This window comes from Streptomyces viridifaciens (genome assembly GCF_001888885.2).
GTDB lineage: Bacteria > Actinomycetota > Actinomycetes > Streptomycetales > Streptomycetaceae > Kitasatospora > Kitasatospora aureofaciens.
This window is the reverse complement of sequence record NZ_CP090841.1, coordinates 2,136,202-2,160,576: the sequence shown is the minus strand read 5'-3', so window position 1 is coordinate 2,160,576 and position 24,375 is coordinate 2,136,202. Positions and strand designations below refer to the sequence as shown.

Below are 24,375 nucleotides of genomic sequence, written 5' to 3'. Positions count from 1 at the left end.
GCCGCGGAGAGCGGAGGATTGTCACCGGTCCAGCGGCGGCTGTGGTTCCTGAACCGGCTCCAGGAATCCGGCGCCGGTGCGACCACGGCCCGCGCCGTCCGCCTCACCGGTGCCCTCGACGCGGCCGCGCTCGGAGAGGCGCTGGCCGACCTGCTGGCCCGCCACGACCTGCTGCGCACCGTCCACGTCGAGGAGGACGGCCGCTGCCGCCCCGAACCGCGCCCCGCGCACGAGCCGTTCGCCGACCTCGCGGTCCGCGCGGCCGACCCGGACGGGCTCGACCGGCGGCTGGCGGAGGCGGCGGCCCGTCCCTTCGACCTGACCCGGGACACCCCGCTGCGTGTCGAGCTGTTCCGGCTCGGCTCCGAGGAGCACGTCCTGCTGCTGGTGCTGCACCGCATCGCCGGGGACGAGGCGTCCTGGGGGCCGCTGCTGGGCGATCTGGCCGACGCGTACGCCGCCCGCTGTCGCGGCGAGGCTCCGTCGGGGGAACGGCCGCTCCAGCTTGCAAGTGTGACGCGACATCAGGAGCTGGGAACGTTCGATCGGCCGTCCCCGGCAGCTGCGGCCGAACTGGAGTTCTGGCGCGGCGCCCTGGCGGGAGCCCCGGAACAGCTCCAGCTCCCGGCGGACCGCACCCGCCCGGTGGCCGCCACGTACGAGAGTGCCCGGCTCCGGCTGCGCCTGGACGCCCGGTGCCACCGCGCCGTCGAGGCGCTGGCCGCCCGGACCGGCACCGAGGCCTTCGCCGTCCTGCACGCCGCGCTCGCCGTCGTGCTGCGCCGCTTCGGCGCGGGCGACGACCTGCCGCTGGGCACCACGGTGAGCACCCGGGGCGCCGGCGAGTCGGCCGTGGTCGGGCCGCTGGAGAACACGGTGGTGCTGCGGACCGCGGTACCGGACGGCGTGAGCTTCGCCGACCTGGTGCGGGCCTGCTCGGCCACCGCCGACGCCGCCCGTGCGCACGGCGGCCTGCCCTTCCCGTGGCTGGTCGACGCGGTGCGGCCGGACCGGGCGCTGAACCGGCACCCGCTGTGCCAGGTCGTCCTCGACCTCGCCCACCCGGTGCCCGCCCCGGACGCCTTCGGCGACCTGGCGGCCAGGACCCGGGAGGTGCCCGCAGGCGGCTCTCCGTACGACCTCCACGTGCGCGCCGTGCCGGAGCACACGGACGGCGGCCCGCGCGGGATGGACCTGCTGGTCGACTACAGCCGCGAACTGTTCGACGAGCCGACCGCGCGCCGCCTCGCCGAGGCCGTGCCGCGGCTGCTGGCCGAGGCCGTCCAGGACCCGGAGCGGGCGCTCGACGGCTTCGACGTCCTGGACGCCGAGGAGCGTGACCGCGTGCTGACCCGGTGGAACGCCACCGCCGCGCCGGTCCCCGACGGCACCGTCGCCGACCTCTTCGAGGCCCAGGTGCGCGCCCGCCCGCAGGCCCCCGCCGTGGTGCACGCGGGCCGGACCAGCAGCTACGCGGAGCTGGACGCCAGGGCCAACCGGATCGCCCGGGCCCTGGTCGACCGGGGTGCGCGCCCCGGCGCCTTCGTCGCGCTCGTGCTGCCGCGCGGCACCGACCTGCCGGCGACCCTGCTCGCCGTCGCCAAGACCGGAGCGGCGTACCAGCCGCTCGACCCGGAGTACCCGGCCGAGCGGATCGCCCACGCGCTGGCCGACACCCGCCCGGTCGCCGTCGTCACCGACCGCCGTACGGCCGGGCGGCTGCCCGCCACCGGTGCCCGCCTGCTCGTACTGGACGACGCGGACACCGTGCGCGAGCTGGCGGCGCTGCCGGACACCGCGCCGGTCGCGCCCGCCCGCCGCACCGTGCCGGGCGCCGACCAGGCCGCGTACGTCATCCACACCTCCGGCTCGACCGGGCGGCCCAAGGGCGTGGTGGTGGGCCGACGGGCGCTGGCCAACTTCCTGGCGGCGATGGCCGAGCTGCTGCCGCTGACCCCCGCCGACGCGTGGACGGCGGTCACCACCGTCGCCTTCGACATCGCCGCCCTGGAGCTCTACCTGCCGCTGGCCGCCGGGGCCACCGTGGTGCTGGCCGACCGGGAGACCGTCCGCGACCCGCGGGCCCTGGCCGACCTGATCACCGGCACCGGCACCACGGTCGTGCAGGCCACCCCCGGTCTGTGGCAGGCGCTGTGCGAGCAGCAGCCCGAGGCCGTCCGCGGACTGCGGATCGCCGTCGGGGGCGAGGCGCTGCCCGCCGCCCTGGCGCGGACCCTGCGGGAACTCGGGGCGGAAGCCGTCAACCTCTACGGTCCGACGGAGACCACCATCTGGTCCACCGCCGCCAGGCTCGACGGCCGCCCGGGCGCCCCGGCCATCGGCACCCCCATCGCCAACACCCGGGCGTACGTGCTGGACGCCCGGCTACGGCCGGTGCCGGTCGGCGTGGCCGGCGACCTCTACCTCGGCGGGGCCGGCGTCGCGCACGGCTACCACGGCCGCCCCGGGCTGACCGCGGAGCGCTTCGTGGCCGACCCGTTCTCCGGCGAGCCGGGCGCCCGGCTGTACCGGACCGGTGACGTGGCCCGCTGGGCCGCCGACGGCGCGCTGGAGTTCCTCGGCCGCAGCGACCACCAGGTCAAGGTCCGCGGCTTCCGGATCGAACCCGGCGAGATCGAGGCCGTCCTGGAGCGGCACCCGGACGTGGCCACGGCGGTGGTGAAGGCCACCGAGGTCCGGCCGGGTGACGTCCGGCTGGTGGCGTACGCGGTCGCCACGGCGGGCCGGCGGCTGGACCCGGCCCGGCTGCGGGAGCACGCGGCGTCCTCGCTGCCCGACTACATGACCCCGGCCGCGGTCGTCCCGCTGGCGGAGCTGCCGCTGACCCCCAACGGCAAGGCCGACCGGGCGGCGCTGCCGGCGCCCGTCCTGGAGCCGACGGAGGCCCGGCGCGGGCCCCGGATCGCCCGCGAGGAGCAGCTGCACGCCCTGTTCTGCGAGGTGCTGGGCGCCGACGGGATCGGCATCGACGACAGCTTCTTCGACCTGGGCGGGCACTCCCTGCTGGCCACCAGGCTGGTCAGCCGGATCCGCGCGGCGCTGGACACCGAGGTGTCCGTCCGCACCCTGTTCGAGGCCCCGACGGTGGCCGCGCTCGCCCAGCGACTGGACGGCTCACGGAGCGGGTCCGGCCCGCGGCGGGTCGACCGCGGCGGGCCGCTGCCGCTGTCGTACGGCCAGCAGAGGCTGTGGTTCCTGCACGAGTACGAGCCCGGCGGCATCGAGTACAACTCGCCGCTGGTGCTGCGGCTGACCGGCGCGCTGGAGGCCGACACCGCCGAGGCCGCGCTGCGGGCGGTGGTCGCCCGCCACGAGGCGCTGCGGACCACCTTCGACGTCGTCGACGGCCGTGGCGTGCAGCGGGTGCACGACACGGTGGAGGTGCCGGTGCGCCGGGTGGACCTCTCCGACCGCCCGGCGGCCGGTCGCGAGGCCGAGCTGGACCGGCTGCTGCGTGAGCAGGCGTCACTCCCGTTCGACCTGCGCCGCGGCCCGCTGCTGCGGGTGGTGCTGGTGCGGCTGTCCGGGCAGGAGCACGTGCTGGTGCTGGACATGCACCACGTCGTCACCGACGGCTGGTCCAAGAACGTGCTGGCGCGGGAGTTCTGCGCGCTCTACGAGGAGGCGGCGACCGGCACCCCGGCGGCCCTGGAGGCGCTGCCGGTGCAGTACCCGGACTACGCCGTGTGGCAGCGCGCCGAGGAGGAGCGGCGCAGTGGCGCGGGCCCGCGCGAGGACCTGGAGTACTGGCGGCGCCGGCTGGCCGGCCTCGGTCCGCTGGAGCTGCCGACCGACCGGACCCGTCCGCCGGTCCGCACCTCGGTGGGCGACCAGCACGTCTTCGCCCTCCCCGCCGAACTGGCGCAGCGGATCGGCGAGTTGTGCCGGGAGCAGCAGGTCACGCTGTTCGCCGCGCTGGTGGCCGGGGTGCAGCTGCTGCTGTCCCGCTACAGCCGGCAGCAGGACGTGGCGCTGGGCACGATCGTCTCCGGCCGGGACCGGGAGGAGCTGGAGAACGTGCTCGGCTACTTCGTCAACACCCTGGTGCTGCGCGGTTCGGTCCGCCCCGGGGCGACCGTCGGGGAGTTCCTGGCCGACACCCGGCGCACGGTGCTGGAAGCGCTCACCCACCAGGAGCTGCCGTTCGACCGCCTGGTCGAGGAACTGCAGCCGGAGCGGGACCCGAGCCGCACCCCGCTGTTCCAGGCGGGGGTGACTCTGCACCGGGCCCAGACCGTCGAGTCCGCCCGGCTGCGGGCCGAGGAGGTGCGCGCGCCGAGGGTCACCGCGATGTTCGACCTGGGCTTCGAGTTCGAGGACCGGGACGGGGAGCTGTCCTGCCGGCTGGAGTACAACACCGACCTGTTCGACCGCTCCACCGTGGAACGGATGTCCGGCCACCTGCTGGTGCTGCTGGCGGCGATGGCCGCCGAGCCGCACCGCCCGCTGGGTGAACTGCCGTTGATGGCCGAGGCGGAGCGCCGCCTGGTCGAGCGCTGGAGCAGCCCGGACCCGCGCACCGGCCCGCCCGGGCACCGGAGCGTGCCCGCGCTCCTCGCCGAGCAGGTGCGCCGCCGACCGCACGGACTCGCCGTGGTGGCCGGTGACCGGCGCCTGGACTTCGGCGAACTGGACGGGTGGGCCGACGCGCTGGCGCGGCGGCTGGTGGCGGAGGGGGTGCGCCCGGGCGAGGTCGTCGCCGTCCGCACCGGGCGCGGCCCGGAGATGACCGTCGGCCAGCTGGCCGTCCTCAAGACGGGCGCCGCGGCGCTGCCGCTCGACCCGGCGGTGCCGGCGGAGCGGGCCGCGGACATCCTGGACGACGCCGGGGTGCGGGTGGTGGTCGCCCGGCGGAACCCGGCCGACGGCCCGGTCCCCGAGCACGGCCGGGTGCTGTACGTGGAGGACGCCGACGGGGAGGCGGTGGACGGCCCGCCCGACGTGGCGACCGGCCCCGGCGACCTGGCGTACGTGTTCTACACCTCGGGCTCCACCGGCCGGCCCAAGGGCGTGCAGATCGAGCACGGCAGCGTGCTGAACCTGCTGCGGTGGTACCGCGACTACTACCGGGTGGGTCCGCAGGACCGCGCCTCGCAGCTGGTGGCGCCGGGCTTCGACCCGACGCTGCTGGAGCAGTGGGGCAACCTCGGCGCCGGAGCGAGCGTGTGGTTCGTCCCCGACGAGCGGCTGGACGACCCGCACCTGCTGGTCGAGTGGTTCAGGGCCCAGCGCATCACCCACGCCGTGGTGCCGGCGCCGCGACTGGAGTCCGTCCTGGACCAACCGGGCCTCTACGAGGGGAACTTGCGCTTCATGCTCACCGGCGCCGACGTGGTCCGCCGCCGCCTGCCCGCGGACGCCCCGTTCACGCTGGTCAACCACTACGGTCCGACCGAGACCACGGTGCTGACCACGGCCGCCGTGCTGCGCGAACGCGGGGACGCCTCCGACGAGCGGCTGCCGTCCATCGGCTCGGCCATCACCGGGACCCGCACCCGCGTGCTCGACGAGAACGGCCGGCCGGTGCCGGCCGGCGTGCCCGGCGAGCTGTTCGTCGGCGGCCTGGGCCTGGCCCGCGGCTACCTCAACCGCCCGGAGCTGACCGAGGAGCGCTTCGTTCCCGACCCCTTCGCGCCGGGGGAGCGGCTGTACCGCACGGGTGACCTGGTCCGGTGGCTTCCCGACGGCGAACTGGACTTCCTGGGACGGCTGGACAACCAGGTCAAGGTCCGCGGCTACCGCATCGAACTGGGCGAGGTGGAGAACGCGTTGTCACGGCTGCCCGGGGTGGCCAAGGCCGCGGTGGTCGCCCGGAAGGGCGCCTCCGGCTCCGCCGTGCTGACCGGGTACGTGGTGCCGGACGGCCCCGGCGAACCCGACCCGGAGGAGCTGCGGGAGCGGCTCGGCACCGGCCTGCCCGAGTACATGGTGCCGGCGCACATCCTGGTGCTGGCCGCCTTCCCGGAGACCACCAGCGGCAAGATCGACCGCAACGCGCTGCCCCGGCCGGCGTCCCGTCCGCAGGGCGGGAGCGACCACGTCGCGCCCCGCAACGCGGTGGAGCGGGCGCTGACCCGCATCTGGGAGCACGTCCTGGACACCGAGCGGATCGGCGTCCTGGACGACCTGTCGGCCCTCGGGGCCAGCTCCGTCCTCACCCTGCAGACCGTCTCCCGCATCCGCGAGGACTTCGGCGTCACCGTCTCGGTGCGCGAGGTCTTCACCGCCCGGAACGTGTCCGAACTGGCCGGCGTGGTCCGGGCCAAGGCCCGGGCACAGCTGCACCGGGCCCGACCGGACGCCGTTGTCCGCACCACCAGCGCACGAGGGGAATGACATGCCCGACCAGATCGCCGGCACAGCCGGGCCGGAGGACTTCGACCAGCTGGACGACGCCGCCCTCGACGCGCTGCTCGAAGAGCGGCTGAACGCCCGGACGGAGGCGGACCCAGAGGTCGCCGCCATCCCGCCGGTCGACGACGCCCGGCCCGCCCGACTCTCCTTCGGACAGGAGCGGCTGTGGTTCCTCGACCGCTACGAGTCCGGCGGCACCGAGTACAACTCCGCCGTCGGGCTGCAGCTGCGCGGCGAGCTGAGCGTCGAGGCGCTCGCCGCCGCCCTCGGCCGACTGGTCGCCCGGCACGAGCCGCTGCGCACCACCTTCGCCACCGCCGAGGGCCGGCCGTACCAGGTGGTCCGCCCGGCGGCCCCGGTGGACCTGGCCGTCCAGGACCTGGGCGGGCTGCCCGAGGACGCCCGGCAGGCGCGGGTGGACGAGCTGTTGCGGGCCGAACTCGGCCGCCCCTTCGACCTGGTGGAGGGGCCGCTGTTGCGGGCGGTGCTGCTGCGCCTGGGCGCCGCGGAGCACGTCCTGCTGCTGACCCTGCACCACATCGCGGCCGACGGCTGGTCCAAGGGGGTGATCGCCCGCGAGCTGGGCGAGCTCTACGGGGCCGCGAAGGAGGGCCGAGAGGACCGGCTCGCACCGCTGCCGGTGCGCTACCGCGACTTCGCCGACTGGCAGCGGGAGAGCCTGACCGAGGCCCGGCAGGAGACGGAACTCGCCTACTGGAAGGACCGGTTGGCGGGCGTCGAGCCGTTGGAGCTGCCCACCGACCGGCCCCGGCCGGCCGTCCGCACCACCAACGGGGCGCTGGCGCCGTTCCGCGTCCCGGCCGAGGTGGCCCGCGGCCTGGCCGAGCTGGGCCGGCGGTACGGCGGCACGCTGTTCTCCTCGCTGGTGGCCGCCTCCCAGGTGCTGCTGGCGCGCCACTCCCGGCAGCGGGACATCGCGGTGGGCACGGTGAGCACGGGCCGGGACCGCACCGAACTGGAGCCGCTGGTCGGCTTCTTCGTCAACACCCTGGTGCTGCGCGCGGACGTGGACGCCGACCTGCCCTTCACCGACTTCCTCGCCGGGGTCGCCGACACCGTGTGGGAGGCGCTGGCCCACCAGGACGTCCCGTTCGACCGGCTGGTGGACGCGCTGCACATCGAGCGGGACCCCAGCCGCACCCCGCTGGTGCAGGCCGCGGTCGTTCTGCAGAACGCCCCCGCCGGCGAGATCGCACTGCCGGGACTGGAGGTGACGGAGTTCCGCCCGCCGTCGGTGTCCTCGATCTTCGACCTGACGCTGGAGTTCGCCGAGACCGCCTCCGGTGAACTGGCCGGGACGGTCGAGTACAACACCGACCTGTTCGACGCCGCGACGGTGACCCGGCTCACCGGGCACCTGGGCGAGCTGCTCGCGGGCATCGTCGCCGACCCGGCCCGCCCGCTGGGGGACCTGCCGCTCCTGACGGCCGGCGAACTGCACACCCTCACCCGGGAGTGGGGCGACCACCGCGTCCCGTACCCGGCCGACGCCACCGTGCACGGCCTGGTCGCCGACCGGGTCCGGTGCGACCCGGACGCCGTCGCGGTCGAGGACGCGGCGGGCCCGCTCCGCTACCGGGAGCTGGAGGAGCGCGCCAACCGGCTCGCCCACCACCTGATCGCCCTGGGCGCCCGGCCCGGCGACCACGTCGCGGTCTGCCTGCCGCGCGGCGCCGGGTTCTACGGGGCCCTGCTGGCCGTGCTGAAGGCGGGCTGCGCCTACGTGCCGCTGGACCCCGACCACCCGGCCGAGCGGCTGGCGCACATCCTGGACGACACCGCGGCGCCGGTCTGCCTGACCGAGCGGAGTATGGCCGACCGGATACCCGCCGGCCGGACCCGGACCGTCCTGCTGGACGAGGAGGCCGGGGCGATCGCCGCCCGCCCGCAGGACGCCCCCTCGGTGGCGGTCGGCCCCGGCGACGCGGCCTACGTGCTGTACACCTCCGGCTCCACGGGCACCCCCAAGGGCGTGGTGGTCGAGCACCGCTCGATCGTCCGGCTGGTCAGCGGCAACGACTACGCGCCGCTGCACCCGGACGACGTGGTGGCCCAGGCCGCGGACGTCACCTTCGACGCCGCCACCTTCGAGATCTGGGGCGCGCTGACCGCCGGGGCACGGCTGGTGCCGCTGGAGCGGGAGACCCTGCTGGACGCCCGGGCACTGACCGGGGCGATCGAGCGGCTGGGCATCACCACGATGTGGCTGACCGCCGGGCTGTTCGACCAGGTGGTGGCCGTCGACCCGGCCGCGTTCGGCGGCCTGCGCAACCTGCTGTTCGGCGGGGACGCGGTCAACCCCCGCCGGGTGGCCCAGGTCCTCGCGACCGCGCCGCCGCGGCGCCTGGTCAACGGCTACGGACCCACCGAGACCACCACCTTCGCCGCCTGCCACCGGGTGCGCGAGGCCGACGGCACCACCCCGGTCCCGATCGGCCGCCCGATCGCCAACACCTCGCTGTACGTCCTGGACGAGCGCCGCTCCCCGGTGCCCGCCGGGGTTGCGGGCGAGCTGTACATCGGCGGGCCCGGGGTGGCCCGCGGCTACCTCAACCTGCCCGAACTGACCGAGGAGCGCTTCCTCGCCGACCCCTTCTCCGACACGCCCGGCGCCCGGCTGTACCGCACCGGCGACCTGGTGCGCTGGCGCGGCGACGGCACCCTGGAGTTCCTCGGCCGCACCGACCACCAGGTCAAGGTGCGCGGCTACCGGATCGAGCCGGGCGAGATCGAGTCCGTCCTCGAACAGCACCCGCGGCTCTCCGCCGCCGTGGTGGTGGTCCGGCAGGACGGCGCCCGCAAGCAGCTCGTCGGCTACGTCCGGCCGTCGGACGGCGACGCCCCCGAACCGGCCGAGCTGCGCGCTTTCGCCGAGAGCCACCTGCCCGGCTACCTGGTGCCCTCCGCCTTCGTGGCGCTCGCGGAGTTCCCGCTCACCGCCAGCGGCAAGCTGGACCGGCGAGCCCTGCCCGCCCCCGCCGACCGGCACACCCCCGGCGCCGGTTACACCGCGCCGACCGGCGAGGCCGAGCAGGTGCTGGCGCGGGTCTGGTCCGAGGTGCTCGGCATCGAGCGGGTGGGCACCCGTGACAACTTCTTCGACCTCGGCGGCGACTCCATCCTCAGCATCCAGGTGGTCGCCCAGGCCCGGCAGGCCGGTTGGGAGCTGACCTCCAAGGACGTCTTCGCCCGGCAGACGGTGGCCGAGCTGGCGCGGGCCGCCGTACCGGTCTCCGCCGCGGCCGACACCGGGCCGGTCACGGGGGACGCTCCGCTCACCCCCGTCCAGCGGTGGTTCTTCGCCTATCACACCGAGGCCCCGCACCACTTCAACCAGTCCGTGCTGATCACCCTCGCCCCCGGAACCGACGAGCGCGCGGTGGCGGCGGCGCTGCGCGCCGTGGTCGCGCACCACGACGCGCTCCGGATGCGCTTCCGCCTCCGGGACGGCGAGCCGCACCAGGTCAACCTGCCGGTGGGGGAGGAGCCCGCCCTGGAACGGGTCGAGCTGGGCGGCCTCGGCGCCGGAGAGCGGCGCCGGGCCACCCTCGCCCTGGCCGAGCGGGCACAGGCCGGGCTCGACCTCGAAGAGGGGCCGCTGCTGCGCGCCCTGCTGTTCACCGGCGCACCGGACGAACCGGCCCAGCTGTTCCTGACCGTCCACCACCTGGTGGTCGACGGGGTGTCCTGGCGGATCCTGCTGGAGGACCTGGAACGGGCCCACGCCCAGGCAGCGGCCGGCCGGCCGGTGGATCTGGGCGCGAAGACCACCTCCTTCCGCGACTGGGCCCGCCGACAGGCCGAGCACACCGCAGCGGGCGGCTTCGACGCCGAGCTGGACCACTGGCGGGAGGTGACCGGCCGGCCGGTCGCGCCGCTGCCCGTCGACCGCGACGGCGGGAACACCATGGCCTCGGTGCGCCGGGTGCGGGCCGCGCTGGACGCCGGGACGACCCACGCCCTGCTGCACCGGGTCCCGGCGGTCTACCGCACCCAGGTCAACGACATCCTGCTCACAGCGCTCGGCCAGGTCCTGTGCCGGTGGACCGGCGAGGAGCGGGTGCTGGTTGACCTGGAGGGCCACGGCCGCGAGGAGATCCTCGACGGGGTCGACGTCTCGCGGACCACGGGCTGGTTCACCTCGATCTTCCCCGTCCTGCTGGACGTCCCGCGCGGCGCCGGGCCGGGCGAGCTGATCAAGTCGGTGAAGGAGGGCCTGCGGGCGGTCCCGCAGCGCGGCGTCGGCTACGGGGCGCTGCGCTACCCGGCCACCGGGCGGTCCGTCCTGCCCGAGTGCGCCCCGGCCGTCAGTTTCAACTACCTGGGGCAGTGGCAGGACGTCGCCGGCGACGGGCTGTGCACGGCCGTCGAGTTCGACTTCGGCCGGGACCACAGCCCGCTGGGGACGCGCCCGCACCTGCTCGACGTCGTCGGCGAAGTCCGGGGCGGCGAGCTGGAGTTCACCGTCTTCTACACGCAGGACGTGCACACCGGGGAGACCGCGCAGGAGCTGGCCGACGGCCTGGCCGACGCGGTGCGCGCGCTGATCGGGCACTGCCTGCAGCCGGGCGCCGGCGGCGCCACGCCCTCCGACTTCCCGCTGGCCGGCCTCGACCAGGAACGGGTCGACCAGCTGGCCGGGACCGGCGGTCAGGTCGAGGACATCTACCCGCTCACCCCGATGCAGAGCGGCATGCTCTTCCACGCCCTCACCGAGCCGGACGGCGCCTACCTCGACCACGTCGCCTTCCGGCTGGAGGGCGCCGGTGACGTCGACGCCCTGGCGACGGCCTGGCGCCGGGTGGCCGAGGCGACCCCGGCGCTGCGCACCCACCTCGTGTGGGAGGGGGTCGACCAGCCGCTGCAGATCGTGCGGCGCGACGCCCGGCCGACCGTCCGGACCCTGGACTGGCGCGACCGCACGGCGGACGAGCGCGCACGCCTGCTGGAGGAGCTGACGGCGCAGGAGCGGCGGGCCGGGATGGACCTGTCCCGTGCCCCGCTGACCCGCCTGGTGCTGGCGAGGGAGAGCGAGGACGCCGTCCGGGTGGTGTGGACCTTCCACCACATCGTGCTCGACGGCTGGAGCACCTCCCGGATCCTCGGCGACGTCTTCGCCCAGTACCGCACACTGGTGGACGGTGCGTCCCCGGAGCAGGCCGTCCCGGTCCGGCCCCGGTTCCGCGACTACGTCCAGTGGCTCGGCCACCAGGACGCCGCCCAGGCGGAGGCGCACTGGCGGCGGGCGCTGGCCGGGCTGCACTCGCCCACCCCGCTCCCGTACGACCGCCTCCCCGCCCCGGGCCACCAGTCCGAGTCCGCCGAGCGGGTCCGGGTGGAGCTCTCGCCGGAGCACTCCGCCGCGCTCGTCGAACGGGCCCGCACCAACCGGCTCACCCTCAGCACCGTGGTCCAGGGGGCCTGGGCCCTGCTGCTGTCGCGCTACAGCGGCGAGCAGGACGTCTGCTTCGGCGCCACCGCGTCCGGACGGCCGGCCGACCTGCCGGGCGTGGGCGAGATGGTCGGCAACTTCCTCAACACGCTGCCCGTCCGCACCAGGGTGGCCGAGGAGGACAACCTGCTGGACTGGCTGCGGGGGCTGCAGGAGGAGCAGGTCGAGTCCCGGCGCTTCGAGTACACGCCGCTGGCCCAGATCCAGGCGGCCTCCGAACTGCCGCGCGGAACCCGGCTGTTCGACAGCATCGTGGTCTTCGAGAACTACCCGGGCAACGACGGCGCGGCGGCCGCGAACGGGCTCGCCGTCACCGACGTCGCCGCGGTGGACACCACCAGCTATCCGCTGGACCTCACCGCCCACCTCGACGGCGACCGGCTGACCCTCCAACTCGCCTACGACCCGGCCCTGTTCGACCGGCCGAGGGTGGCCCGGGCGGCCGAGCACCTGGCCGCGCTGCTGCGCGGCACGTCCGACGGCCTGGACCGGACGGTGGGCGAGCTGAGCATGCTCACCGACCAGGAGCGGTCCCGGCTGCTCGGGGACTGGAGCGGCACGCCCCTGCCCTTCGACCGGGAGAGCTGCCTGCACGAGCTGATCGCCCGGCAGGCCCGGCTCACCCCCGACACCGAGGCGGTGGTGTACGGCTCGGCCTCCCTCAGCTACGCCGAACTGGACGAGGCGGCCGACCGGCTGGCCCAGGAGCTGGCCGCGCGCGGCGTCGGCCCGGACACGGTGGTCGCCATCTGCGTCGAGCGCGGGCTGCCCATGGTCGTCGCCCTGCTCGGCGTGCTCAAGGCGGGCGGCGCCTACCTGCCGCTGGACCCGGGGCACCCCGCCGAGCGGCTGGAGTACGTGATCGCCGACAGCGCCGCCCGGCTGGTGCTCACCCAGGCCTCGGTGGCCGGCCGGCTGCCCGAGGGCGTGCCGGTGCTCCGGTTGGACGAGGAGTGGCCGCGGATCGCCGGCCTGCCCGCACGGACCCCGGAGTCCGGCGTCACCCCGGAGCACCTCGCCTACGTCATCTACACCTCCGGCTCCACCGGGCGGCCCAAGGGCGTCATGGTCGAGCACCGCAGCGTCGTCTTCGCCGCCGAGTCCTGGAAGCGGGTGTACCGGACGGCGGAGGCGCCGCCCGCCCGCCAGCTCAACGTCGCCAGCATGTCCTTCGACGTGTTCGTCTCCGACCTGGCGCACGTGCTGTGCCACGGCGGCACACTGGTCATCGCACCCACCGAGGCCACCACCGATCCCGGGCTGCTGCTGGACCTGATGAGCACGGCCCGGGTGACCCACCTGGAGACCGTGCCCTCGCTGGCCAACGCCCTGGTCGAGGAGGCCGAGCGGCGGGGGACCGGACTGCCGCCGCTGCGGGTCCTCGCCGTCGGCTCCGACAACTGGCGCACGCAGGACTGCCGCCGGCTGCTCGCCCGGACGGCCGACGGCACCGAGGTGCTCAACTCGTACGGCGTCACCGAGGCCACCGTCGAGTCCTGCGCCTACCGCGTCCGGGCGACCGGGCTGCCGGACGGCGCCGGGGTGCCGGTCGGGCAGGCGATCCCCGGGGTGCGGACCTACGTGCTGGACGAGGCGCGCCGGCCCGTCCCGGTCGGCGTCGTGGGCGAGCTGTACCTCGGCGGCCCCGGGGTGGCCCGGGGCTACCTGAACCGCCCCGAGCTGACCGGGGAGCGCTTCCTGCCGGACCCGTTCGCCGCCGAGCCGGGAAGCCGGCTGTACCGCACCGGGGACCTGGTCCGCCGGCGGGCCGACGGGGACATCGAGTTCGCCGGGCGCTCCGACGACCAGGTCAAGATCCGGGGCTTCCGGATCGAACTGGCCGAGGTCGAGGCCGCCCTGCGGCGCCACCCGGCGGTGGCCGACGCGGTGGCCGCCGCGCGGACGGACGGCGCGGCCGCGCCCCGCCTGGTCGGATACGTCGTACCCGTGCCGGGGCGGCCGTTCGCCGCCGCCGAGGTGCGCGGTCACCTCGAAGAAGTGCTGCCCCGGTACATGGTGCCGACGGTCTTCGTGGAGCTGGCCGCGCTGCCGTTGAACAGCAACGGCAAGGTCGACCGCCGCGCCTTGCCCGCCCCGGGCCCGGAGACGGCCCGCGGCACCGGGCACGTCGCGCCGCGCAACCGGGTGGAGCAGGCCCTCACCGAGGTCTGGGCCCAGGTCCTGCGGGTCGACCGGGTCGGGGTCGAGGACAACTTCTTCGACCTCGGCGGCGACTCCATCTTGAGCATCCAAGTCGTGACCCGAGCACGGCAGAAGGGGATTACCTTGTCGTCCAAGGACTTGTTCGCCCACCAGACGGTCGCCGAGCTGGCGTTCGCGACGACCGCCGCCGAGACGGCCGGTCGGATGGCCGACACCCGGCGCTCCGAGCCGGTGACCGGCCGCGTGCCGCTGACCCCGATCCAGCGCACCTTCTTCGACCGTCACCGGGCCGCACCGCAGCACTCCACCATGTCGGTGCTCGTCGACCTCGCCGGGGAGCCGGACACCGCCGCGCTGCGCCGCGCCCTCGACGCCCTGCCGGACCACCACGACCAACTGCGGGCCCGCTACACCAGTGCGTACGGGCGATGGCAGCAGGAGGTGGCCCCGGCGGGCACCGGCTGGCCGCTGGAGGAGGTGGACCTGTCCGGTCAGGACGCGCTCGAGGAGGCGATGCACCGGGAAGCCGCCCGGATCCAGGCGGGCTTCGACCTCGCCACCGGTCCGCTGGTCGGCGGGGCGCTGTTCCGCCCGGGCGACGGACGGGCCCCCCGGCTGTTCCTGACCGCCCACCACCTCGTGGTCGACGCGGTCTCCTGGCAGCAGCTGCTCACCGACCTCGAGACCGGCTACGCCCAGGCGGCGGCCGGTGCGGAGGTGGACCTCGGGGAGCGGACCACCTCCTTCCGCGACTGGGCGCTGCGGCTGTCCGAGCACACCGCGGCCGGCGGCTTCGACGACGAGCTGGACCACTGGGTGGCCACCGGCCGCCGGGCCGAGCCGGACCTGCCGGTCGACCGACCGGGCACGGCGACCGTCGCCTCGGCGGGCGAGGTGCGCGTGTGCGTCGGCGCGGAGGACACCCGGGCGCTGCTGCAGGACGTGCCGGCGACCTACCGCACCCAGGTCAACGACGTCCTGCTCACCGCGCTCGGCACCGTACTGGCCGACTGGACCGGCCGGCCGGGCGTGCTGTTCGACCTGGAGGGCCACGGCCGCGAGGACCTCTTCGACGACGTCGACACCAGCCGCACCGCCGGCTGGTTCACCAGCGCCTTCCCGGTGGCGCTCACCCCGTCCGGCGAGGACTGGGGCGAGCGGTTGAAGGCGGTCAAGGAGCAGCTGCGCGCGGTGCCGCGGCGCGGCGTCGGCTACGGCGCGCTGCGCCACCTCAGCCCGGCCGGAGCGCCCGCCGAGATCCTCGCCGAGACCCCGCGGGCCCAGGTGTGCTTCAACTACCTGGGGCAGGCCGACGATCCGTCGGCCGACGGCGCCCTGGTGCGCGGCGTCCGGCTGGGCTTCGGCACCGAGCAGGCGCCCGAGGAGACGCTGGAGTACCTGCTGGACATCGTCGCCCAGGTCCGGGGCGGGCGCCTGGAGATCACCCTGTTCCACTCCACGGCCGTGCACGACCCCGCGACCGTCGAGCGGCTCGGCAAGCGCCTGGTCGCCGCGCTCGGCGGCATCGTCGCGCACTGCGCCGGGGCCGCGACCGGCGGCGCCACGCCCTCGGACTTCCCGCTGGCGCGGATCGACCAGCCGACGCTGGACCGGCTCACCGAACACGGCGGCCGGATCGACGACCTCTACCCGCTCACGCCGATGCAGAGCGGCCTGCTCTTCCACAGCCTCACCGAGGAGTCCGGGGAGGGCATCTACCTGGGCCACCTGTCGTTCGTCCTGGACGGCGTGGACGACCTCGCCGCGCTGGCCGAGGCCTGGCAGCTGCTGACCGACCGCAACGCGATCCTGCGCACCGCGGTGCTCTGGGAGGACGTGGACGACCCGCTGCAGGTCGTGCACCACGGCGTCCGGATGCCGGTGGAGGCGCTGGACTGGACCGGTCTCACCGAGGCCGAGCGCGCCGAGCGCTTCGAGCGGCTGATGGACGGCGAACGGGCCCGCAGCATGGACCTGACGGTCGCGCCGCTGTCCCGGGTCACGCTGATCGCCGAGACCGGGCGCAGCGTGCGCACCGTGTGGACCTCGCACCACGTGCTGCTGGACGGCTGGAGCAGCGCCGACCTGCTGGCCGAGCTGCTGGAGCACTACCTGCGGGTGCGCGGCCTCAAGCAGGGCCCGCTGCCGGCCCGCCGGCCGTTCCGCGACTACGTGGCCTGGCTGGACCGCCAGGACCCGGCGAGCGCCGAGCGGCACTGGCGGGGCGTGCTGGAGGGCCACACCTCCCCGACCCCGCTGCCGGTCGACCACGACCTGCCGGGCACCGAGTGGACCGGATCCCGGGCCCGGGTCTCCTTCCAGCTCCCGCAGGAGACCTCGGACCGGCTCGGCGAGCTGGTCAAGCGGCACCGGCTGACCGTCAACACGCTCGCCCAGGGCGTCTGGGCGCTGCTGCTGGCCCGCTACTCGGGGCGCACCGACGTGTGCTTCGGATCCGCGGTGTCCGGACGCCCGGCCGACCTGCCCGGGGTCGAGACGATCGCCGGCATCTTCATCAACAACATCCCGGTGCGCACCCGGGTCGACGGCGAACGGCGGCTGCTGGACTGGCTGGCCGACCTGCAGCAGGAGCAGTCCGAGGCGCGCAGCCACGAGTTCGTGTCGCTGTCGCAGATCCGCGGCTGGGCCCAGGTCCCGGCCGGCACCAGCCTCTACGACAGCTACATCGTGGTCGAGAACTACCCGTACGAGGGCGAGATGGGCGCCGAGTACGGGGTGAGCCTGCGCGACCCGCAGGCGCTGGAGTTCACCAACTTCCCGATGGTGCTGGCGGTGTTCCCGGCCGGGCGGATGGGCTTCCGGCTCGCCTACGACCCGGTGCTGTTCGAGCCGGAGACCGCCGAACGCGTCCTCGCCGACCTGCGGGCCCTGCTGGAGGAGATCGCCAGGGCCCCCGAGCGCACCGTCGCGCAGTTCGGCGAGCTGAGCGACGAGCACCGGCGCGAGGTGCTCACCGCGCACCAGGGGCCGCGGATCACCTTCGACGACCGCCCGGTGCACGTCCAGTTCGCCGAGCAGGCGGCGCGCACCCCGCAGGCCGTCGCGGTGGCCGACCCGAACGGCCGGCTCACCTTCGCCGAACTCGACGCCGCCGCCAACCGGTTGGCGCACCACCTGGCCGAACGGGGCGTGTCCGCCCAGTCCCCGGTGGCGGTGCTGCTGGAGCGCGGCACGGACCTGGTCACGGCGCTGCTGGCGGTGCTCAAGGCCGGCGGCACGTACACCCCGATCGATCCCGCCGCGCCCGCCGAGCGGCTGTCGCTGCTGCTGGCGGACACCGCGGCGCCCGTCGTGGTCACCCAGCGCAGCCTGCGCGGGCGGCTGCCGCAGGGCGGGGCGGCGGTGGTGAGCCTGGACGAGGAGCGGGAGCGGATCGCGGCGCGCCCCGGCACCGCGCCCGAGGTCGCCGTCTCCGCGGACGACGCGGCGTACATCATCCACACCTCCGGGTCGACCGGGCGCCCCAAGGGCGTGGTGGTCGAGCACCGGAGCCTGGCCAACCTGTTCGACAGCCACCGGCGTACGGTCTTCGGCCCGGTCCGGGCGACCGCGGACGGCCGGCCGGTGCGGGTGGCGCACCTGGCCCCGGCGTCCTTCGACGCCTCGTGGAACCCGGTGCTGTGGATGGCCGACGGCAACGAGCTGCACATCGTCGACGACACCACCCGCCGGGACGCCCAGGCGCTGGCCGACCACCTCGTCGAGCACGGCATCGAGTTCCTGCAGACCACGCCGTCCTACCTCCAGCAGCTGGCCGACACCGGCCTCCTGGAGCGGCCCGGCCTGCGGCTGCGCGGCCTGGCCCTGGGCGGCGAGCCGATCGGCCAGGCCCTGTGGGACCGCCTGCGGGCCCGCCCGGAGCTGGTGAGCTTCAACTTCTACGGCCCGACCGAGTGCACGGTGGACGCGGTGACCACCCGGCTGGCCGACAGCGAGCGCCCGGTGCTCGGCCTCCCGGTGCAGAACACCCGGGCGTACGTCCTGGACGAGGACCTCACCGTGCTGCCGGTCGGCGCCACCGGCGAGCTCTGCCTGGCGGGGGCCGGCCTGGCCCGGGAGTACCTGGGACAGCCGGAGCTGACGGCGCGGTCCTTCGTCCGGGCCCCGTTCGGCGCCGGCGAGCGCCTCTACCGCACCGGCGACCGGGTGCGCCGGCTGCCCGACGGGACGTTGGAGTTCCTGGGCCGCCTGGACCACCAGGTCAAGCTGCGCGGCTACCGGATCGAGCCGGGGGAGATCGAGCACGCGCTGACCGGCCACCCGGACGTCGAGGAGGCCGTGGTCGCCGTCCTCGGCGAGGGGGAGGCCAGGCGCCTGGCCGGATACGTCCGGGTGGCCGACCCGGCGGCCTTCGACGCCGAGGCGGTGAGCGCCCACCTCGCCGAGCGGCTGCCGGACTACATGGTGCCGCCGGTGCTGGTGCCGCTGGCGCAGTACCCGCTCAACGCCAACGGCAAGGTGGACCGCCAGGCCCTGCTGGAGACCGGGGTGCCCCGGGCCTCCGGCACCGGGTACGTGGAACCGCGCACCGACACCGAGAAGGCCCTGGCGAAGATCTGGGCCGACGTCCTGGAGGTGGAGCGGGTCGGCGTGCACGACAACTTCTTCACCCTCGGCGGGCACTCCATCCTCAGCCTGAAGACGCTCTCCCAGATCAAGCGGGCCTTCGGCGTCCGGCCCAGCTTCCGGGAACTGCTCGAAACCCCGACGCTGGCCGGCTTCGCCGAGCTGATCGAGGAGGCGCTGCTGCGGGAGCTGGAGCGCACCGCCACCGAGGGAACCACAGCGGACGGCGCCGCCGGCCCGGAACGGAAGGCCTGAGACGTGTCCACATCGCGCGAGGACAGGATCGCCGCGCTGCCGGCGCACCTGCGAGAACAACTGCTGCGCCGCCTGGCCGGAGCCTCCGGTCCGGCCGAGGAACCGGGCATCCCGACCGTGCCGCGCACCGGGCCGCTGCCGATGTCGTTCGCCCAGCAACGCCTTTGGTTCCTGCACGAGTTGGACCCCGAGTCGGTCGGCTACAACTCCTGCTTCGGGCTGCGGCTGACCGGTGAGCTCGACGCCGGGGCGCTGCGGGAGGCCCTCGTCGGCGTGGTGCGGCGGCACGAGGCGCTGCGCACCACCTTCGACTCGGTCGACGGAACACCGGTGCAGACCCCGTGCGAGGAGTTCACCGTCCCCTTCGAGCAGGTCGACCTGAGCGGACCCGCCGGTGCGGACCGGCAGGCGGAGCTGGACCGCGCGGTGGCGCGGGACCTCGCCCGGCCCTTCGACCTGCGCACCGGCCCGCTGCTGCGGGCCCTGCTGGTCCGCCTGGCGGAGCGGGAGCACGTGCTCGTCCTGACACTGCACCACATCAACCACGACGGGTGGTCGATGAGCGTCGTCACCCGGGAGATCGGCGAGCTGTACCGGGCCGGACGCGAGGGCCGGGCCGCCGACCTGGCGCCGGTACCGCTGCAATACGCCGACTTCGCGGTGTGGCAGCGCGAACAGTGCTCACCGGAGGCGCTGGCGCCGTCGCTGGCCTACTGGAGGGAGCAGCTGGCCGGCCTGTCGCCGCTGGAGCTGCCGGCCGACCGGCCCCGGCCGGCCGTGCGCACCTCGGGCGGGGACGTGGAGTCCGTCCTCGTGCCGTCCGGGGTGGCCGACGGGCTGCGCTCGCTGTCCCGGCGATGCGGAGCCACGCTGTTCATGACGCTGACCGCGGCCGCCCAGGTGCTGCTGGCCCGCTGGACGGGGCAGCGCGACGTCGCCGTCGGCACGCCGGTGGCCGGGCGCGGGCACCCCGGCCTGGAGGAGGTCGTCGGCTTCTTCCTGAACACCCTGGTGCTGCGGGCCCGGCTGGACCCCGACCGGTCGTTCACCGAACTGCTGGCGGGCACCCGCGAATCCGTGCTGGAGGCCTTCCAGCACGAGGAGGTGCCCTTCGAACAGGTGGTGGACGCGGTCCAGCCCGAGCGGGACGCGGGCCGGATGCCGCTGGCGCAGGTCCTGGTCGTCCTGCAGAACGCGCCGGAGGCCCAGCTGGAACTCAGCGGTCTGGGCGTCGAGCAGTACCGGCTCCCCCAGGCCAGTACGGGCTTCGACCTCGTCCTCGGCTTCGAGGAGCGGTCCGACGGCTCGCTGGGCGTCGACGTCGAGTACAGCGGCGACCTGTTCGACGCCACGACCGTACGGCGGCTGTGCGGGCACCTGGTGACACTGCTCGGCTCGATCGCGGCCGCGCCCGACCTGCCCTGGACCGACCTGGCGCTGCTCACCGACGAGGAGCACCGGCGGCTGACCGTCGACTGGGCCCGCACCCCCGCGCCGGACCTCGACGACGTCGGCGTGCACGAGCTGATCGCCCGGCACGCGGCGGAGCACCCCGGGGCGGTCGCCGTGGAGTGCGGCGACCAGCGGCTGACGTACGGCGAACTGGACCGCAGGTCGGGCGAGTTGGCCCGGCACCTGATCGCCTCGGGAGTCACGCCCGGTTCGGTGGTGGGCATCTGCCTCGACCGCGGCCCGGACCTGGTGGTGGCCACCCTGGCCGCACTGCGGACGGGCTCGGCATTCCTCCCGCTGAACGCGGCCTTCCCGCCCGCCCGGCGGGAGCTGATGCTCACGGAGACCGCGGCGCCGGTCGTGCTGACCCAGCGCTCGCTGCTGGGCGACTTCGCCAACACGGCCGTCCGTGCCGTCGCCGTGGACGGGCCGTGGCCCGGCCCCGGCGCCGGCGCGGACACCGGCGAGGAACCGCGGGTCGGGTCGGAGGCGCTGGCGTACGTCATCTACACCTCCGGCTCCACCGGCACCCCCAAGGGCGTGCTGCTCCGTCACCGCGGGCTGGTCAACATGGTCACGGCCACCGCCCGGCGGTTCGGGCTCGGTGTGGGCGGCCGGGTGCTCCAACTGTCCTCGCCCAGCTTCGACGGCGCGGTGTGGGAGACCTTCCTCGCGCTCACCTCCGGCGCCACCCTGTGCCTGCCCGAGGCCGGGGTCGAGGCGATCGGACCCGAACTGGTCGTCGGCCTGGCGAAGGGCGAGCCGGTGCTGCTGAGCCTGCCGCCCGCGGCCCTCGCGGCCCTGGACCCCGCCGACCTCGCCGCCGGCTCGACCGTGCTCGCGGTCGGCGACCGCTGTCCGGTCGAGCTGGCCCGCTCCTGGTCGGGCCGGCACCGCTTCGTCAACGGTTACGGGCCCACCGAGGCCACCGTCGGCGCGGCGCTGTTCGAGGGCGAGATCCCCGCGGACGCGGCCCGGCTGCCCATCGGCAGGCCGATCGCCGGCGTGGAGGTCTACGTCCTGGACGAGCGGCTGCGGCCGGTCCCGGTCGGCGTGACCGGTGAACTGTTCATCGGCGGACGCGGCGTGGCCCGGGGCTACCTCGGCCGTCCCGAACTGACCGGGCAGCGCTTCGTGCGCCACCCGTTCAGCGACGACCCCGACGCCCGGCTGTACCGCACCGGCGACCTGGGCGCCTGGCTCCCCGGCGGGGAGCTCGACTTCCGGGGGCGCACCGACGACCAGGTGAAGATCCGCGGCTTCCGGATCGAGCTGGGCGAGATCGAGACCGCGATGGGCCGACTGGCCGGAGTGGACCAGGCGTGCGCCCTGGCGCTGGACCACGGCGGGCGCAAGCAGCTGGTCGGCTACCTGGTCCCGGTCGCCGGGCAGACGCTCGACCCCGGCCGGGTGCACGACGAACTGTCCGCGCTGCTACCGGAGTTCATGGTCCCGTCGGCCTTCGCCGTGCTGGACCGGCTGCCGCTGACGGCGCACGGGAAGGTGGACCGGCGCGCGCTGGCCGAGCGGCCGGTGACGGCGCGGCGCGAGCACGTGGCGCCGCGCACCGACCGGGAGGAGGTGCTGGCGGAGATCTTCCGCACCGTCCTCGGCGTGGAGCGGGTCGGCGTGCACGACGCCTTCTTCGACCTCGGCGGCGACTCCATCCTGTCCACCCAGGTGGTCTCCCGCGCCCGGCAGGCCGGACTGGAGCTGACCGTCAAGGAGCTCTTCCAGGCCAGGACGGTGGCCCGGCTCGCCGAGCTGGTGCGCACCGCCGACGCCTCCGGGGCGGAACAGGGCGGGCAGCCGGACGCCGGGCCGGTGCCGCTGACCCCCGTACAGCACTGGTTCTTCGAGACCCACACCGCCAATCCGCACCACTTCAACCAGTCCGTCCTGCTGGAACTCGCCCCCGACGCCGACCCCGCGGCCGTACGCGCCGCACTGGCAGCCGTGGTCGCCCGCCACGACGCGCTGCGGCTGCGGTTCACCCGCACCGACGGCCAGTGGCGCCAGGAGGTCGTCGAACACCCCGACGGCCGCTGGCACTTCACCCACCTCGACCTCTCCGGCACCCCGGAGGAGCAGCTGTCGGAGCGGATCGACGCGGCGGTCCTCGCGGCCCAGACCGGCCTGTCCGTCACCGACGGCCCGCTGCTGCGCGCGGCGCTGTTCACCCTGGCCGACCGGCCGCCCCGGCTCTTCCTGACCGCGCACCACCTCGCCGTGGACGGCGTCTCCTGGCGCGTCCTGCTGGACGACCTGCGGATCGGGTACGGCCAGCTGTCGGCCGGCAAGGACGTCGACCTCGGTCCGCTCAGCACCTCCTTCGGGCAGTGGGCGCGGCGCCTGGAGCGGTTCACCGCGGAGGGCGGCTTCGACGACCAGGCCGAGTACTGGCGGGCCGCCACGGCGGACGCCCCCGCCGTCCCCGACCCGGGGCTGGTGGAGCAGGCCCGGACCGTCCACGGGCGGCTGACCGCGGAGGAGACCGACGCCCTGCTGCGCCGGGTCCCCGGGGCGCACCGGGCGCGCATCAACGAGGTGCTGCTGGCCGCGCTCGGCCGGTCCCTGACCGGCTGGACCGGCCGGGACCGCACCCTGGTCGAACTGGAGGGCCACGGCCGGGAGGACTTCCTCGACGGCGTCGAACTGTCCCGTACGGTCGGCTGGTTCACCGCAGCCCACCCGCTGGCGTTGGCCGTCCCGGCCGACGCGCCGATGTCCGCGGCGGTCCGCACGGTCAAGCGGCAGCTGCGGGCGGTACCGCAGCACGGCATCGGCTACGGCGCGCTGCGCCACCTGGCCGCCGACCGGCCCGGCCACCCCCGGCCGGCCCGGGTGCGGGCCCTGGTCGGCTTCAACTACCTGGGGCAGTGGGACACCGCGGCCGCCGGCGACGGACTGGTGGTGCGTCCCCTCCCGCACGGCGGCGCCGAGCACCACCCCGCGGAGCACCGGGCGCACCCGCTGGACGTGGTCGGCGCGGTGGAGGAGGGGCGGATGGAGTTCAGCTGCACCTACCCCGCCGGGCACTTCACCGAGGAGTCCGTCACCGAACTGCTGACGGGGATGCTGGACGGCCTGCGCGAGCTGGTCCGCGCCACCCCCTGAACCCCGCCCCGCGCGGCGTCCTCCGCGCCGCCGCCACGTCCGTCACACCTCCCGAGGAGAGCCATGACCGACCGAACGCAGTCCGCCGCCCGCGCCCGCGAGGCCCGTCGGCGCCGTTATCTGATGTGCCGTCCCACCCACTTCGAGGTCACCTACCGGATCAACCCGTGGATGGACCCGGCGAAGCCGGTGGACACCGACCTGGCCGTCGCCCAGTGGGAGAAGCTGCGGGCGCTCTACCTGGAACTGGGCCACGAGGTGGAGCTGATCGACCCGCTCCCGGGCTACCCCGACATGGTCTACGCCGCCAACGGTGCCACGGTGGTGGACGGCAAGGTCCTGGGCGCCCGGTTCCGCAACGTCGAGCGCTCCGCCGAGGGGCCCGCCTACCTGGCCTGGTTCCGCGACAACGGCTTCACCGAACTGCACGACCCCGAGCACATCAACGAGGGCGAGGGCGACTTCCTGGTGGCCGGGAACCTGATCCTGGCCGGCACCGGCTTCCGCAGCGAGCCCCCGGGGCACGCCGAGGCCCAGGAGTTCTTCGGCTGCCCGGTCGTCAGCCTGGAGCTGATCGACGAGCGCTACTACCACCTGGACACCGCGCTGGCCGTGCTGTCCGAGGACGAGGTGATGTACAACCCCCGGGCGTTCTCGCCGGGCAGCCGGGCCGTGCTGGAACGGCTGTACCCCGACGCCGTGCTGGCGTCCGAGGAGGACGCGGCGGTGTTCGGGCTCAACGCGGTCAGCGACGGGCGGCACGTGGTGCTCCCGGAGGCGGCCACCGGCCTGGCACGGGAGCTGCGGAAGCGCGGCTTCGAGCCGATCGGGATGGACCTGAGCGAGCTGCTCAAGGGCGGCGGCAGCGTCAAGTGCTGCACCTTGGAGGTCCGCGAGGCCGCTGCCTGACGTCCCTCCGGTGGGGCCGGTGAGGGCGGCCGCAGCCCCCTCAC

General features: G+C 75.1%; 4 protein-coding genes. All 4 read left to right on the top strand.

The window, feature by feature from the left end; genetic code table 11:
- Nucleotides 1-18 precede the first annotated feature (18 nt).
- The 4 genes from BOQ63_RS16810 to ddaH all read left to right on the top strand — a co-directional run bounded on the left by BOQ63_RS16810 (nucleotide 19) and on the right by ddaH (nucleotide 24,331).
- On the top strand, nucleotides 19-6,357 hold the full coding sequence (locus BOQ63_RS16810; protein WP_191093569.1) for a non-ribosomal peptide synthetase: 6,339 nt from the start codon (nucleotides 19-21) through the stop codon (nucleotides 6,355-6,357).
- Nucleotide 6,358: 1 nt separating this feature from the next.
- Nucleotides 6,359-18,853 carry a non-ribosomal peptide synthetase gene (locus BOQ63_RS16805; RefSeq protein ID WP_072654558.1) on the top strand — a complete coding sequence of 4,165 codons (12,495 nt, stop codon included), beginning with the start codon at nucleotides 6,359-6,361 and terminating at the stop codon, nucleotides 18,851-18,853.
- A 3-nt stretch (nucleotides 18,854-18,856) separates the two neighbouring features.
- Complete coding sequence (locus tag BOQ63_RS16800; protein ID WP_072654557.1) at nucleotides 18,857-23,422, top strand: non-ribosomal peptide synthetase; 4,566 nt, start codon at nucleotides 18,857-18,859, stop codon at nucleotides 23,420-23,422.
- 63 nt (nucleotides 23,423-23,485) lie between these two features.
- On the top strand, nucleotides 23,486-24,331 hold the full coding sequence (gene ddaH, locus BOQ63_RS16795; RefSeq protein ID WP_072654556.1) for a dimethylargininase: 846 nt from the start codon (nucleotides 23,486-23,488) through the stop codon (nucleotides 24,329-24,331).
- Nucleotides 24,332-24,375: the final 44 nt, after the last annotated feature.

What these genes read in the sequence shown, in the direction of transcription:
- BOQ63_RS16805 (WP_072654558.1), top strand. Translation starts at nt 6,359, where the DNA reads ATGCCCGACCAGATCGCCGGCACAGCCGGGCCGGAGGACTTCGACCAG.
- ddaH (WP_072654556.1), top strand. Translation starts at nt 23,486, where the DNA reads ATGACCGACCGAACGCAGTCCGCCGCCCGCGCCCGCGAGGCCCGTCGG.